Annotated in this window: 11 protein-coding genes; 2 read left to right on the top strand and 9 right to left on the bottom strand. The window is 69.3% G+C overall.

Translation table 11 applies throughout. From position 1 onward, the window contains the following. The first annotated feature begins 147 nt into the window (after nucleotides 1-147). Both ACGFYQ_RS34305 and ACGFYQ_RS34300 read left to right on the top strand, forming a co-directional pair. Nucleotides 148-561 carry a hypothetical protein gene (locus ACGFYQ_RS34305; RefSeq protein ID WP_393750116.1) on the top strand — a complete coding sequence of 138 codons (414 nt, stop codon included), beginning with the start codon at nucleotides 148-150 and terminating at the stop codon, nucleotides 559-561. Nucleotides 562-676: 115 nt separating this feature from the next. Further along, the gene (locus ACGFYQ_RS34300) at nucleotides 677-2350 is read left to right on the top strand and encodes a hypothetical protein (RefSeq protein ID WP_393750115.1); all 1674 of its coding nucleotides are present in this window, start codon (nucleotides 677-679) and stop codon (nucleotides 2348-2350) included. A gap of 795 nt (nucleotides 2351-3145) precedes the next feature. Here the strand turns inward: ACGFYQ_RS34300 and ACGFYQ_RS34295 are convergent. The 9 genes from ACGFYQ_RS34295 to ACGFYQ_RS34255 form a co-directional block, all read right to left on the bottom strand. Then, a complete protein-coding gene (locus tag ACGFYQ_RS34295; RefSeq protein WP_393750114.1) occupies nucleotides 3146-3967 on the bottom strand; it encodes a hypothetical protein in 822 nt (273 codons plus the stop codon). A 329-nt stretch (nucleotides 3968-4296) separates the two neighbouring features. Then, complete coding sequence (locus ACGFYQ_RS34290; protein ID WP_393750113.1) at nucleotides 4297-4617, bottom strand: hypothetical protein; 321 nt, start codon at nucleotides 4615-4617, stop codon at nucleotides 4297-4299. A gap of 70 nt (nucleotides 4618-4687) precedes the next feature. After that, nucleotides 4688-5119 carry a hypothetical protein gene (locus ACGFYQ_RS34285; RefSeq protein WP_393750112.1) on the bottom strand — a complete coding sequence of 144 codons (432 nt, stop codon included), beginning with the start codon at nucleotides 5117-5119 and terminating at the stop codon, nucleotides 4688-4690. Between the two features lie 125 nt (nucleotides 5120-5244). Further along, the gene (locus ACGFYQ_RS34280) at nucleotides 5245-5619 is read right to left on the bottom strand and encodes a hypothetical protein (RefSeq protein ID WP_393750111.1); all 375 of its coding nucleotides are present in this window, start codon (nucleotides 5617-5619) and stop codon (nucleotides 5245-5247) included. A 13-nt stretch (nucleotides 5620-5632) separates the two neighbouring features. Further along, on the bottom strand, nucleotides 5633-8182 hold the full coding sequence (locus tag ACGFYQ_RS34275) for a hypothetical protein (protein ID WP_393750110.1): 2550 nt from the start codon (nucleotides 8180-8182) through the stop codon (nucleotides 5633-5635). 55 nt (nucleotides 8183-8237) lie between these two features. After that, a complete protein-coding gene (locus ACGFYQ_RS34270) occupies nucleotides 8238-9440 on the bottom strand; it encodes a hypothetical protein (RefSeq protein ID WP_393750109.1) in 1203 nt (400 codons plus the stop codon). Nucleotides 9441-9442: 2 nt separating this feature from the next. Then, on the bottom strand, nucleotides 9443-10447 hold the full coding sequence (locus ACGFYQ_RS34265) for a hypothetical protein (RefSeq protein WP_393750108.1): 1005 nt from the start codon (nucleotides 10445-10447) through the stop codon (nucleotides 9443-9445). 95 nt (nucleotides 10448-10542) lie between these two features. After that, a complete protein-coding gene (locus ACGFYQ_RS34260; RefSeq protein ID WP_393750107.1) occupies nucleotides 10543-11520 on the bottom strand; it encodes a hypothetical protein in 978 nt (325 codons plus the stop codon). Continuing rightward, a complete protein-coding gene (locus tag ACGFYQ_RS34255; protein ID WP_393750106.1) occupies nucleotides 11507-15547 on the bottom strand; it encodes a hypothetical protein in 4041 nt (1346 codons plus the stop codon). The genes ACGFYQ_RS34260 and ACGFYQ_RS34255 overlap by 14 nt, the downstream gene beginning before the upstream one ends. Nucleotides 15548-15714: the final 167 nt, after the last annotated feature.

Genomic DNA, 15714 nt, shown 5'->3' with positions numbered 1-15714 from the left:
CCCCGTGCATTGCACCGGGGGCCGTGTTCCCCGTTGTTGCCCTGGTTCCCCCCCCCCCCCCGGGGGGCCCCCCGCCCCCCCCCCCCCGGGCGGGGGGGGGGCCCCCGGGGGGGGGGGCCCCCCGCCGCCTGCATGATCGGACCCGCCATGACACCGGAGATCCTGGCCCGGATCACCGCCGCTCGCGCCGCCCGCGACCTATCCGACCTCGCCCGCCAGGCAGTCGGCACGACGGCCGCGGCCGCCACCCCGAGTGAACGGCTTATCGCCGCCCGTCGGCTGCGCCAGATGGCCAACGAGATCATCGACCGCGTCGTACTCGCCGAGGCCCTGGGGGGCACGGAGTGGCCGGAGATCGCCTCAGCTCTGGGCCGGCGCGACGCGGCCACGGTGGAGGGTGAGTACGCCGAGTCGGTGGAGGAATGGCGGCAGCTGCCGGCCGAGGTGTTGGCCGACGGTGCGGAGGACGCCAGGCACCTGGATGCCTGGTACGCCCGGCATCGGGAGGACTGCGACCCAGACGTGGAAACTCCCGCGTCCGACCTGTTCAACAGGCGTTGATCGGGCGCCGCTTCACGGTAGAATAATACAGCGACCCGATCGGTGGAGCTTAGGGCTCACATCGGCGCAGCATCCCGGGAGAGCAACCCGGGGAACCCAAATCGAAGGAACACCCATGCCTGGAATCATCGCGCCCCAGCGCGACCGCAAGTCCCGGACGCCCACTCGCCTCCCGAACCCTCCGATGGTCCTTCTGACCGGGGAGTGGAAGACGGGCAAGAGCTATGAGGCCGCGCGGGGATCCGGCAGTGACCTGGTGGGTATGACCTACTGGATCCAGATCGGTGGCGGCGAGGGTACCGCGGACTACTACGGCGACGTCCCCGGCGCGCGGTACGAGATCGTTCCGCATGACGGCTCGTACCAGGACATCCTCGATGCGATCCGCTGGGCCATCGCGCAGGACCCCGCCAACGGCAAGCAGAACATGATCGTGCTGGACTCCGTCACCTCCCTATGGGACCTCCTCAGTGACGAAGTCGCTCTGCTCGCTCGACACCGTGCGGTGCGCCGCGCGCAGGAGAGCGGGCGTCGAGCGCGTCAGTTCGACGCGGTGGTGAGCGACGAGGACGAGCGCGACCTGTGGAACCGGGCCAAGGACCGGTGGGGGGAAGTGCTGTGGCTGCTGCGCCGGCACAGCGGACCGACGCTGTTCATCGCCCGCCAGGAGCTCGTCACGGCCTTCGAGAACAACAAGCCCACCCGGCACACGTACCGGCGGATCAGGGCGGAGAAGAATCTTGGCGCGGCCGTCGACGCGATCGTGGAGCTCCACGCGCCGGGCGAGGCCTACGTGACCGGCGCCCGCACGCTGCACTGGCAGATCACCCCCGGCGAGACCGCCGAGCGCTTCGAGGATTTCAGCGTAGATGCCCTGCTGCGGCGCCTCGGCTACGAGAACGCCGCTCCCGTCCGGTCCGCGACCGAACTGGCACCGGCAGCGTATTTGCAGGAGCAGCAGGTCCCGCCGGCCGAGCAGCCCCGTAAGGCTCCCGTCCAGGTACAGCGCGCGGCCGAACCGGAGCTGACCGGGCGCCAGGCCGAGGACCTCATCCGTAAGGCCCTGATGGACGAGAACAACCCGGAAGAGGCCCTGCTGAACGTGCGGGAGTACTGGGGCATCCGCACCCTGGAGAAGACCACGACCAACGGCAGGTGGGGCCGGATGAGCGCCCAGGACCTGGTCACCCGCTCCCTGGCGTACGCCAAGGAGCGGGAGAAGAAGAAGGCTGAGCAGGACCAGGCGTCGACCACCACCCCAGATGGGGAACGACAGCCGCCCGCGACCGCGCAGAGTTCCCACACCGACGCGAACACCGCGCCGGGGGCCAGCCCCGAAATCGAGAAGGGCCAGCAGGAGGGACCGGAGGAAGAGGAGAGCACTCCACCGCCGCCGGACCCCGAGTTTGACGAAGCTCCCGGAGAGGATCCGGAGGCGGTCAGCGAGGCCGAGGAGCCGCAAGACCGCCCGACCGCGCCGCCCACGGCCAGGCGCTTGTCCAAGGGCGAGAAGATGGCCCTCGACGCGATGATGGACGAAGCAACCATCCAGGCGCGGGTGCGTTTCCTCACTGTAGGTGAACATCTGGACCCCATCTCCGAAGACGGCCCCCCAGCCATGAACAAGCTGCGGGACTACCTGCAGAAGCATCGACCCGCGGTGATCGCGGCGCTTGTAGAGGCCGACGAACAGGCTCTGGCGGACCTCTACAAGAGAGCCCCGATGCCGGACCTGTCGATCAAGAAGAAGTTCGCGGCCTACTTCGAGCAGGCGACCATCTCGGCATGAGGTAACGCGCGCCCGATCGGCGCGGGGTGATCGGCCGGGCGATCGGGGGCGGGCGATCGGGGCGGGGGCGCGCGGGGGTGGGGCGATCGGCCCGATCAGCGCGCGGGGTGATCCGGCGCGGCCCGATCAGCGCGGGGGCGATCCGGCGCGGGGCGCGGGGCGCGGGGGCGATCGGGGCGGGGGCGCGCGGGGGTGGGGCGATCGGCCCCATCGGCGCGGCCCGATCGGCGCGGGGGCGATCGGGGCACGGGCGCGCGGGGGTAGGGCGATCGGCCCGATCGGCGCAGGGGCGATCCGGCGCGGGGGCGATCCGGCGCGGGGCGCGCGGGGGCGCGGGGGCGATCGGGGCGCGGGCGCGCGGGGGTGGCCCGATCGGCGCGGGGGCGATCCGGCATGGGGCGCGGGGCGCGCGGGGTGATCGGCCGGGGGCGATCGGGTGCGGGGCGCGCGGGGTGATCGGCCGGGGGCGATCGGGTGCGGGCGGGGGTGGGGGGCGATCGGCCCGATCGGCGCGGGGTTCCGGCGCGGGGCGATCGGCGCGGGGTTCCGGCGCGGGGCGATCGGCGCGGGGTTCCGGCGCGGGGCGATCGGGGCGGGGTTCCGGCGCGGCCCGATCGGCGCGGGGCGATCGGGCCGCGCGGGCGATCAGGGCGCGCGGGGGTGGGGGCGATCGGCGCGGCCCCGATCGGCGCGGGGCGCGCCTGCCACCCGCCGCCCCCCGCCCCCCTGCCGCGGCGCAATGACGAAGGGGCGCGCCTGAGGCGCGCCCCTTCGTCGACGATGCTGGAGAAGGCGCTACCGCGCGCCCTTCCCAGAGTTGCGTCGCGCCATCCGGCCTTCGCGGCGCGCCTCGGCCTTCGCCTCGCGCGCCTCGGCGCGTACGTCATGCAAGAGCTTCGACAGCTCCTGGGGGTGGGCCTTGCCAAGGAGCCGGAGCGCCTGCTGTCGGTAGTTCGGTGCGCTCGGCATCCGGCCTTGACGCGCCTCGGCAAATTGGATCGCGTACTGGAGGAAACGCTCTTCGGAAGCGACCCGGCGCCGGAATTCGATGACCCGCGCATCGTGCGCCCCGCGGCCTTCACGGGGAGCCGCCGGCGCCATGAACCGGGCAGGCTCCTCCTCCATCAGGCGGCACAACGCCTCTGCGCGGGGCGCCACTCTGGGTGATCGGAAGGCGAGTCCTTGGACCCTGCGGGGAACGGGTCCGCTGTTCTTTTCCTGGACGACGAAGGCCGTCCACCGACGGGCGAAGGTCTCGTCATCCAGCGCCAGGAGGTGCTTGATCTCCTGGCGGGCCAGTTCCTCGACCACGTCGTGCAGGGGCGGCATCGCTGCCTGGATTTCGGATCGGAAGGCGACCACGCGTGCTTGGTGGGCGCTCTTGCTTTCGTCCTCTGCCCTCGGCACGAGGACGCGGGCTTGGCGGAGGGCACCCTCGAGCACGTCCAGCGTTCGCGAGGCGAGTGTCGGGGAGGTCAGGGCCTGCCACTGCACGGTCCGCGAGGACCGGCGGTCCGTGCCCCCCGTGACGAAGCGGACGACGGCGTCCTTGAAGGCATCCGGCCGCATGGAAGCCAGGCGCGTGATCTCAGCCGCTGTCTCCTGCTCTTCGACCATGCCGGGGGTTCCTCCTGTGGGTTGCGGTCCGCTGCTCTGGGACCGGTCGGCCATGTACCTGCGGGCATGAACGAGGTGGCCGTACCGCGTGGGACTGCGTGTGCCGGATCGTCGCAGGAGCAACCGCTCCCCGGCCCCGAGTGCTCTGCACGCACCCGGTGACTCGATGCCTTGTTCGTCAAGCAACCTCGGGGCGAAAGGAACACCTATTACCCACAAACTTGACGGGCGATCTCACCGCAGTCCGCGGCACCCAGGGGTGCAGCGGTACAGCCACCTCTTTTGCGGATGATACCCGTCGGCTGGAGGCCGGACGGGCCGGGCAGCGCCTATTCGGCCCGCTGCGGCCGCTTCGGCGTGGTCACGGCCTCGATCACCGGAGCGAGCGTGCTGGGCTTCCAGAGGAGGTCATAGCTCGTCTGGGAGGCGGCCAGCACGGCGATGATCGTGGCCAGGGTCAGCTTGCCGTGCTGGAACTGCTCCCAGCCGCCGGCGGTGGCCACCGTGACCAGGCCGACGAGAAGAGCCGACACCGAGGCGACGGTCTTCTTGGCCTTCACCGACCAGTGCGGTCGCTGAACCACGGCGATCAGCAGCGGCAGGATGGCGCCGACCTCGGCGCCGACGGTGACGGATTCGAGCGTTGTCATGTTGATCAGCCCTTCGCAGTGGATGTCGGGCGGACTCTGCGCGCTGCGAAGGGCTTGTGTCGCGGGCTGGTCAGCCGGCAGATGAATCGCCCAAGTCGTCGGCGATTTCTCGGGGAGGTGTGGGCGCCGGCTCCGTGTAGAGCTTCACGACGATGGCGCGAAGTTGGTGGATGTAGTCGACGGCCGCGGCCTTCCAGCGACGCCACTGCCGCTGTTCCTCTTGCAGCGTCTCGACCCGCCGTTCCAGGTCGATCTGACGGGCTTCCAAGGTGGCAACGCGTTCCACCGTCTGGGCGTTGGCGGCGCGCTGTTGTTCCAGCAGGCTGGTGAATCCTTCGGTCACGGTGGTGACTGCGGAGACGAAGGTCTGCGACTCAGCGATGTTCGCGTCGGTGTCGTTCTTGCGTTTGGTCTGTCGGTACACCATGAGGCCGCCGCCCAAGGCGCCCACCATGCCGAACAGCGGTGCGAGGATGGGCGCCAGAGAGATGAGCCAGTTCACAGGCGCCTCCTCGGTCGGTTTTGTACAGGGGATGCGCGGAAGCCGGGGCCCTGCGGCGGGCCCGCGGCTTCCCGCAGCCCGTACGGTGCCGGGCCGGGCGGCTTACGTCGCCTCCTGCCGGGTCTTTATGGGCCGGCGTGCTCTTGCAGGCCGGGCGAAACTCCTGCGGTGACGTTCCAGGCGCGGCGGACGGCGTCGAGGATCTGTTCATCGGTGACGGCGGCCTGCGCGCTGTCCGGGGTGCCGTTGATGGTTCCTGCGGCAGCTGAGGAAGAGATTTCCGGGTCGGTTGCGATGACCGGCGCCAGGCCCGGGTTGCTCCAGTCGCCCGGGTTGAGGACTTGTCGGGCCAGGGAGACCCTCAGGGGGTTGCCCGGGGTCGACGGGTCTTCGGTGAGAACCTCGCGGGCGACCCGGCTGAATGCCGCTCGGACGCGGGCAGCGAACTGGGCGTTGCGCATGAGCAGGTCATGCTCGTTGAGGAGAGTGGATATCGGCACGTGAGCCTCCCGGTTACTTGGTGTAGGTGACGCGGAGCTGCGGCGGGTAGTCCTCTCCAACGCCTCGGGCGGAGCCGTAGTACGTCGAGGAGGTGTCGTTGGGGTCCAGGGCGATGCCCCGCCAAGCGGTGCTGTCGAACACGGCCGTGATGTCGACCCACTTCCCCTCGTTGCGGCTCCACGACACGGACTGGGACTCGCTGTCGCACGAGAACGAGCCTGGACGGGAGCCGTGGCCGTGGGCCCTGATGACGGCTGTTCCGCCGGCGTTGAAGTACCAGTGATCGAAGTACAGGTAGATCTCCGCGCTCTCGATGGTCGCCCCCGCCAGGTCCGCGCCGAGCTGTGCGGGAAAGCCCACCAAGGAGGCCTGGAGGCCGTTGGTGGAGCTGTAGTAGCCGCACATCATCTGGTTGCCGTAGTACGAGTTGTAGGCGCCGCGGTTCGCGTATGACCCTGACCAGGCGGCGTCATAGGTCTTGCTGTAGCGCTGGACCGGAGGCGTGGTGCTGCCACCGCCGGTGTTGTACTGGCCGGTGTCCGGGATGGCCGGGCCGACGTCCTCGACATAGAACACGCCCGGATGGTTGCCGCCGCCGAAGAGCATGACGTTCTGTCCGCTGGGTCCGCCTGAACAGTAGAAGGTGGTGAGCAGGCGGTGCTGGCCGGCGCCGAAGGCCTCACCGGAGCGGATGGTCTCCAACCGGACGCGCTGCATGCCTTCCGTAGGAAGGGGGTGGATCGCGGACTGGATCTGAGGTGAGTTGATCGTCGGTGTGCCGGGCCCGGCGTCCCTCAGGAACAAGATCAGTTCACCGCCGACAGCCGACGGGTTGGCGTAGCAGTCCAGTACGACCCGGTACATGCGGCTGGCGTCGGCGTTGAAGGACAGTTCCACGAAGCCGAAGTCGGTGGACCCTGCGGTCACAGCGGAGGTTTGGTAGCCGATGGCGACCAGGCCCCGGGCGGCGTCGGAGAGCAGCGATTTGATGGGGTCGCCGCCCACGGTCAGGCTTTCGGCGACGGCTAGGTTCCCGAATCCTGCGTTCCCGTGCTGGTCGATGGTGGCGACGGCCTGGCCGTTGTTGGAGAAGGTCAGGTAGTTCGGGCGGCCGGTGACGAGGGATACGGATTCCTCACCGTCGCCGTCGTAGAGGAGAAGGCCGAGGGGAGACAGCTCGGCGCGGCCGCCGGCGCTGCCCGAGGAGAGGATGTGGCGGGCCTGGGCGTTGTCGTACCTCACGGTGCCCGCGGTGGAGCTATTGGTGGAGATCGTGACGCGGGCCCGTACGGTGTTCGGTGGTGCGGCTTCGGCGGGGACCCCTTGGATTCGCTGCCAGGAGCCGCGCTGTACGTTCCCGTCGCCCGTGGTGACGATGCTGTATCCGAGCAGCGCGCCGGCGGAGTCCTCCCAGCGGACGTAGATGCTTACGCGGCTGCCGGCCCAGTCGGTGGAGGCCAAGTAGTCCACGGCCAGGAACACTCTCTGTCCCGGGACTGCGGGGGCCAGCGCGAGGACGTGGGTGCGGGTGGTGGCCGTCACGGCGGTGGCGTCGACCTGGATCGCTCGGGGCGTGCCGTTGCCCGGCGTGACCGCTGTCCAGTAGGTCAGCCCGGTCAAGCGCTGATCGGTGACGGGACCCTCGAAGGACGGGTCGGCGACCAGGTTGCCGTCTGTGCCGAGAGCGAGCTTGTCCGCCGTGATCGTCCCGGCCTTGATGTGGCCGGCCTCGATCGCCCCTGCCTCGATCTTGGTGGCGGTGACGGAGTTGACGGCGAGCTTGTCGGCGGTGACCGAGAGCGCGCTGAGCTTGTCCGTGGTGATGGCGAGGGAGGCGATCTTCTCGGCGGTGACCGCGAGGGCGAGGAGCTTGTCGGTGGTGACGGCCCCGGCCAGGATTTTGGGCGCGGTGATCGCGTCGTCTGCGATCTTCACGCTGTTGACCGCCCCGAGCGCGATCTTCGCTGCGGTCACCGCGCTCTGGGCGAGCTTGGTCTCGGTGACGATCCCGTCGATCAGGTCCTGGGGGACTGCCTGGCGGGGTGTTCCTTGGATGGCCTTGGAGACTGGGCCGGTGATCGCCGCGGTGTTGGCGGCGACGAGCCGTACCCAGACGGGGGCGTAGCCCGCGACCGCGATGGTGAGGGCGCCGCCCAGGGGGTCGGTGATCGTGGCGGTGAGGGTGGCCGCGCTCGGGGTGAAGTCGGCGGCCGGCCCGACGTGGATTTGGACGAGGGAGAAGTCGGATGGGGTGGTGTAGGAGTCCTCCCACAGACCGTCCCAGGCGACGAGGAGGCCGGCGAGTACCGGTGTGATGGTGGGCTGGGTCGGTGTGGGCGGGGGCGGCGAGTTTTTCGGAACGATGGCTACCGCGCCGTCGGGCTGGACTCCGACCGAGCCGCGGTGCTGGCCGTCCTTGTCGTAGATGTTGATCGCGCCCCCCTCGATCGAGGAGTGCGATGCCTGCGTGGTGCGCTCCAGCGCCTGGAGACGGCGGTCGTAGTCGGCGAGTAGCGCGGCCATGCGCCGCGAGTCCGTCTGCGTGTCCAGGAAGTTGACCATGGCGCGGAGAGTCCGCTACGCGGGCTGCTTGCGTCGCGGCCTGGCCGCCGGGGTCTCAGTAGTGGAAGCTGTCGGATCTTCGGAGGGTGAGGACGCACGTCCCGTCGGCGGAGACCTCGTCGCCGATGATCCGGTGCCACACGTCGATGTCCCCCACCCACGGAACGTGCACCTGGATGCGGATGTCGTCGCCCAGGGACCATGCGCCGAAGCGCGCGTTGGGGTGGTCCATGACCTGGATCGCGGGGATTTGGAGAGCTTGGCTGCGGCCGGTGAGCTCGTGCTGGCCTCGAAGGCGCAGCGCCTCGGGGGAGGCGAGGGTCTTGTCGGTGATGGTCGCGACCCGGCGCAGCCGGCGGCCGTCGAAGTTGTGGAGCTGCGCGCGGGCCATCGCGCGGCCCTCGCCCTTCCCCAAGACGATGATTTCATTGGCGTACTCGTCGCCGAGGCCTTCTGGTTTAGCGATGGCCGCGATGTTTTCGCCGTCGGCAAAGCGCAGGTCGTCGCGCTTCCTCCCCAGGCGGGGGGTTCCCAGGCGGACTCGGTGGTCGATCGTGCGGTGATCTGGCGCCCAGGCGTGAGTTTCGACCCAGTCGAACGGCATGTCGCGGGTCAGTTGGTCGAGGGCTTGCCCGCAGTCGGGGTTGTCCCACCAGGCCAGCTCCCACGGGTCGGATCCGTCTTCCGCGCCGAGGAGTTTTCCCAGGTTGTGGGAGTCGACGCGGATCCCGATGTCGCCGTATGGGCGGGTCAGGACGTGTTCCCAGACCTTGCGGAAGGCCACGTAGGCGTCGATGCGGGGGCCGGCGTACGGCTTGGGCGGCTCCGGGACCGGCCGTTTCGGAGAGGAGAAGTCAATGTAACCGTCATGATTTTTGTCGCGGCCCTCGTACGGGTCCGGCGGAGTGATGAGCTCACCGGAGATGAGCTGGTCCTCATACGGGATGCCGTGCGGATAGCTGGTGAGGCCCTCGCACTCGATCGACATCTTCGCCCCGTCGAATGCGGCCTTGGTCAGGATGCCGCCCCACCGGATTTCTCCGTCCACTTCCAAGAACAGCTTGGTGCCCCACTCCTGGAGGATCGGGGCTTTGTCCGGTCCGATGAGGCGCGCGTACTCGGGCTCGATGGTCGCGGTGAGCGCTCCGGGCCCGGACAGGGTCCGCTTCGGGTTCGAGCTCAGTGCGAGGGGGATGTCCCAGTCGAGGAACTCATTCGACAGGGCCCGTTGGGCGATGATCCGCCAGCCGTTCGCCATGACTAGCCGCCCGGCTGGGCGTTCCCGTTGCCGTCGAACGGCAAATCGGGAGCCGTGTAGAACTCGATGTCGTGGTTGAAGCTGGAGCGGTCATCCACGCCCAGGTCGCCGGTGTGGATGTTCGACATGTACGTCATGAGGTACAGGGGCTGCACGGTTCCGCGCATCGATGGCGGGATGGTCATCGTGGCGGAGACGACGGCTGTCGTACGCCGGGTGCCGGTGCCCTGGTCGTCGTCAACGTAGGTCTCGGTGCCGCCCCACAGGTCCCCGAACCGGTGCTGCAGGGAAGCGAAGACGTAGGAGTTGAACAGCTTGAGCCCGCCGATGGTGGTCACCACGTGGCATCGGGTAGCCCACCGGGGGATCGGCACGTTGACGCGCGCGGAGTTGGGCCACACGTACCACTGATTGTTCTCGGCGAAGGCGAACTCCGAGTCCCGGGGAACGATGGGGTAGAGCCGGCGCTCCCTGCGGGTCTGCACCATCTGGCGCAGGTCGGTGATCATCGAGGCGGCCACCGTGCTGGTGTTGGGTGGGAGGTCGATGCGCGCCAGTGTGATGGCCGAGTCGTTGGGGCGGACCTGGGAGATGTCCGTGGTGGTCTTCGGTACGCCCGAGATGATCCGCGTGTAGACGTACGGCCCGACCTTCGGGTTGGTGGGCAGCGCCCAGTTCTCCCCCTGCGAGTAGGGGTTCTCGATCCTGGCCACGACCAGGTCCGAGCGCGCTGCGATACCGGTTGCCGCGACGGGCACTGTGTCGGCGGAAGGCAAACGGGCGGCGTAGGACTGGTACGTGGAGCCTGCTGCACGGTTGGTGATCGCGCAGGCGCCCGTCGATACCTGAACGGAGGCGGTCGGGAAAAGGAACGCCCGTACCTTGAGGTCTCCGGCGCCGACGATGCCCTCGGCGCCTCCGAAGGCGGCGTAGGCCAGGAGGCGGGCGATCTCCGAGGTGTGCTCGGCCCCACCTTCGGTGAACCACGGTACGGAATCCCACGGCATGGTGTCTCTCCCAACGGTCGGTAAGGGGAGGCACTCTCACCCACGCGTCGGGCTTGTGTCCTGGCCTGCCGCCGGAAAGAGGGGCCGACTCTCAGCTAGGCGTACGCGTCGCGCCATGCGACGACCATGCGGGCGGTGCCGGTGTCGTCCACTCCGCGCAGGGTCATGTCCTGCCGGCCGACCGGCAGGCGCATGTCCTCCATCAGGGGAGTCCCCCAGGTGACCCGCCCGGCGACGGATGCTTCGCCGTTGCGCAGGATCGTCCGGGCCCACGGCCGCGTGTCGATCTTCACGGTCTCCCCCTCGCCCAACCCGAGGTCCAGGCCCACCGTCCAGCCGGGACGGCGGCCCTTGCTGGGATCAAGGTCGTCGATAGCGCGGTCAATCAGCACGCATTGGGGCTGGCTGATCGGTCCGTAGATCGTGATGACGGGCCACGTCGGTCTCGTGCCGCCAATGATGAGACCACCAGGAAGGACGCTGGAGCTCTCACCGGTCATCGTGATGGGTGTCTTCAACGGGCCGACAAGACCGCGGTGGTCTGGGGGCTGGAGGCGGACAATCTTGCTCTGCTGGACATCGTCGTAGGCGACGGTGTCGACGCAGGCGAAGTTGGCGACGACGGGGGTGTATCCCTGGCGGGTGAGCCGGGATCCGGCCGGGGCCCACTTGCGGGGCCGGCCGTAGAAACGCCGGGCGCGACCGCCTTGCACCGTGCGCAGGACCGCGGGTACACCGAAGCGGCGGCGCACGGCCTCGCCGTCCCATGCCTGGGCGCCTGCGGAGAGGGCATCCAGGTTTTTGCCGTGGCGCCCCAGCTGTGTGGTGGCCGCGTCCACGGTGTCCACGCCGATCTCGAACGTGATCACGGCGGCCGCCCGGAAGTCCTGCCCGAGCCGGATGGCGTCAGTACGGGGCATCGGTGTGTCCCCGACCTCGGCGTCCGGGTAGGTGATCTCGTACGGCTCCAGCAGGTAGTAGCCAGAGCCGCGGCTGCCGAAGGTGAAATCGGCGCCCGGCAGGATTCCATTGGCCCCGTAGGAGAGGTTCCATTCGCCCTCAGCCAGCGGCATGTGCGCCTCCTCGGCGGATCCGGCGCAGCTCGAACATGGTGTCGTTCAGGGCCTCGCTGGGGGATATCGGAGTGCTGGTCATCGTGAGGTTGAGGTCGCCGCCGACCAGTGCCGGTGCGGCCTGCGGAATCGAGGCGCGCGGGGCGGAGGCCGTGAGGCTGGCCCGGCTGCCGGCATGCAGGGCCACGGCGCCGTTCGCGTACTGGCGCATCCCGTTGTCGGCGCCCGGGTAGACCACCATGCCGCCGAAGAAGCGGGCCACGGTGTCGAGGATCGCGGAGGACCGTTTGCGCTTGGAGGGGGCCAGGGGGATGTACGCCTCGCCTGGGGCGGTTTCCGGCTCGGCCCACACCCGCATCTCGCCGGCCTTCGCGATCTGCGCGATGTGCTGCTCGCTGCCGTTGGCGAAGGCCCGCACCGCCGCGCCGGCGCGGTGGATGCCACCGTTGGCGAACTTGAGGATGCCGCCGTTGGCCCAGTGGCCCATGCCGGAGACGTGTACGGATCCGTCGCTGTTCATGCCGTCTCCGAACCGGGCACTCACGTCGACGTAGATGTGCGTGCCGTGCAGGCTGGAGACTGCACCTTGGATGGCGGAGACGTTGGACTGTGCGGTTCCGGGCGGGGCGGTGATCGTCAGTTGCTTGGCTCCGTTCGCGCCGGGCAGGGTCTCGATCTTGTAGCCGAGCTCGGTCAGGATCCGGCGGGCCTCGTCGGTGAGCGCCGTCATCGTGAACGACTTGTCCTTGACATCAGCAACCTTGAACGCCACGTTCACCAGGTCCGACTGGGCCTTCTCCGTCACCGCGGTCAAGGACACCGTCTTGTTGCTGGGCACGTTGTTCGCGGTGGACAGGACGTTGTTGAGGTTCATCAGCGCCATGTCGGTCTGGGCGGTGACCGCGATCTGCCCGTTCGGCAGGTCCTTGGTGGTGAACATCAGGCTGCGCAGCTTCTCGCGGGCCGGCTCGTCCAGGGTGTCCACGACGATGGTCTGCGTTCCGGACTCCTTGAACTGGGCCTGAATCGCGGCGAGGGTGATGGTCACCTGGTCCTGGCCCTCCAGCTTGAGGCCCGTGACGACCTGGTCCGGGATGAGCTTCATCTGGTCGGCGACGGCCTTCGCCTCGTCGGCGCTCACGCCGAGGCTCTGGAGCCAGGAGATGAGTTGGTCCCGGCCCAGCTGCGCCTCGTTGCGGGCCGCGGCAAGCGCCTCAACCAGAGGCTTGCCGGCTGCGGACGCCTTGTCGAACGCGGCGGTGACCTTGCTGAGCGCGTCGTCGGCCAGGCCGGACGCCATGCGGTAGATGTCCTGCCCGAGCTGGTTGCTGGTGTCCAGGGAGCCGTCCTTCATGACGCTCTTGCCTTCCGCCGCCTTGGCGTTGGCCTTCGCGTACTCCTGCATCTCCAGGAGCCGCGCGTTCAGGTTCTTGGTGGCTTCCTCGTACGTCTTCGTCTTGCCCGACAGGGCATCCAGCAGGTTCTTGAGCGCGGAGGTGCGGCCCTCGGCGTCTCCCGTGGAATCGGCGAGGCGCTTCACGGCGTCACGGACCCGGTCGTAGGCGCTGGTGCCCTTGCGGGCGAGGGCATCCTGCGCGATGCCCATCTCGTCGAGCTCCTTGCGGGCCTCCGCGATATTCGTCCCGTGCTTCTTGATTGCGTCGGCAGCCTTGAGTGCGGTCTTGCCCTGCTCGGTCATCACCCAGGCGTCGGCCTTGCCCTTGCTCTCCCAGTGATAGGTGGCATCGGCCGCGGCCCGCAGTTTCTTCTCGACCTGATCCAGGCTGGTGCCCTGGCCGAGGATCGCCTTCGTGAGGTCCAGGGTGCTGACGCCAGCCTTCCCGGCGGCCTTGCCCCAGTCGGATTCGACGGCCAGTTTGCGGGCCTGCGCCACGACGTTGTTGTCAATGACGCCGTTGGACTGCTGCAGAGCGTCGGCGAGCGTCTGGACCTGCGCCCGGTGCTCGGCTGCGGCCTGGGCCGCCTGCTGCTGCCGCTCGGCGTACCACATCAGCGCGATGGATCCCGCGGCAAGGGCCAATCCCAAGGGGCCGCCCACGATGCCCAGCACACCGGTCAGACCGCGAGCCATCACCCGGGACGCGGCGGTCGCGCCGCGCGCGGCACCAGTGAGGCCGCCAGTCTGCTGGGACACCCGGTCATAGACGAGACCGGCACGCTGCCATGCGCTCGCGGCCTGGGTGACGCGCCCTGGGGTCCCGGCCAGTGCCGTGCTGGCGCCGGTCACGGCCCGGCCGAGACCGCCCATCATGGTGGAGACGGTACGCAGGACGCGCAGGGCGAGCAGCGCCCCGAGCAGCCCGCCGAGGGCAACACCGAGGCCGGGGACGGCCTGGAGCAACCGGTTCGCGCCGAGGGCAAGGGCCGCGAAGGCCTGCACGATGACGGCAAGGCCAAGACCTGCGGCAGACAGCTGCTGGAACGTTCCTGCGAGGTTGGCGAGGAGAGAGATCAGCTGCGGGCCGACGGCCCGGCCGAGCTGGTCAAGGAAGGAGCCGACCGAGGGCATCAGCTCGTAACGGATCTGCCGGACGAGCTCGACCAGACTCTTGTCCCGGGACATGCGCGCCAGGCCCTTGCCCAGGTCGCCGAGGAGACCGATGGTCTCCCGGTAGACGGGCAGGGACCCGTCGAAGAACTCCTTCATCCGCTTTTGGCCCCGAGTGGAGTTCGCCCAGGCGTTGAAGTACTTCATCTGGAACTGCAACCCGGACAGCAGCGACTCGCCGCTCTCACGGCCGGCACGGCCAAGGCCCGCCAGGCCGTGGCCGAGGTCGGCGGTGATGCGGATGAGCTGCTTGCTCTTGTCGATCGTACGTTGCAAGAAGGCGTCGGTCCTGCCGCTGGCGCGGTTGGATTCCGACGTCGCCCGCAGCCAGGCGGTCCACCCCTCGGTGAGCGCGGCCACTCGCTCTACCGCCGGCCCGGAGGCGACGACGAAGTTCCCGACGGCGGCGCCTGAGTTCTTCAGGCCGCGGATCAGCGTGCCGGTCACCTTGTTGCTGGACGCGGCCACCTGGTCAAAGTCCTTGGCGAAGGACTTGGTCTGGGCGCCGACCGACATTGACCGCACCAGCTTGCCGACTTGGCTGGCTGAGGAGCCGAGGGCCGCATCCAGATGCGGCAGGACGGCGGCTGACAGCGGCTCGACCTGGTCCGCTATCTCCGAGAAGAAGCGTTCCTGTACGGATGAGCGCAAGCCCTTCCAGGCCTCGCTGACGTCGACGATCGAGTAGACGGTGGCGCGCGCGGACTTCGACAGGCCCTTCATGGCCTGGTCGAGTTCCTGCTGCTGCTTCTTCGTGCGCTTCGTGCCGGCGTCGAGCGCCGCCTGAGCCTTGAAGGCCTCCTTCAAACCTTCGCCGAAGCCACCGAAGGCGACCTTCGTGCTGATCGCGGCGAGACCGGCGGCCGAGATCAGCCCCGGGAGCGTTCCGAGGATGCCGACGGCCGGTACTGCTGCGGACGTAAGCGCTGTCAGCCCGGCACCCAGCTGGCCGACCCAGGCAACGGCCGGCTGGGCGAGCGCCACCAGGGCGCCCATGCCGAGCATGCGAAGTCCGCCGCGGCGGCCGCGGCCGCCCGGCAGCTTCATCTTGACCGGGACGTTGACGGGGCTGCGGTCGGCGTCCGTCTGCGCATCGCGAAGCAGGCGGCGCAGACGATCCCTCAGGCCTCCGCCGCCGCCGGCCCCACCACCGTCACCGTCGGGCCGCACCGGCAGGTCGAGATCGGTGCTGGCGACCTGCCGGGCGGCCGCGTCCAGCTCCGTACGGAGTCGGTTGTGATCGATCTTCACCCGGACGGTTGCGGTGACACCGCGGGAGGCCTTCTCGACGGCCTTCTCAAGCCTCTTCCGCAGGCCCGAGTCGTCGACCTTGACCTTCACCTTGACGGAGAGGCCCTCCGCCGCAGCCTCGACCTTGGTCCGGAGCTCACGGGCGAAGCCGTCCAGGACCGAGATGACCGTGACTTCGAGACGGCCGGCCTGCAAGCCCTCAGCCACTGCGGACCATTCCTCTCTGCATCGCGGCCATGAGCATCTGCCGGTGGCCGTTCATCGCGGGGCGCTGCTCCGGCTGCGGCCGAAGGGCAGTCCCGGCTTCGCCGGTGGAGCGCGCCTGACGGAGCGCTGTGGGTCGGGTGACGGTTCTGGGCTCTGCACGGCGCCGG

This window comes from Streptomyces sp. NPDC048258 (genome assembly GCF_043201995.1).
Lineage (GTDB): Bacteria > Actinomycetota > Actinomycetes > Streptomycetales > Streptomycetaceae > Streptomyces.
This window is presented reverse-complemented; position numbering and strand designations above follow the sequence as displayed.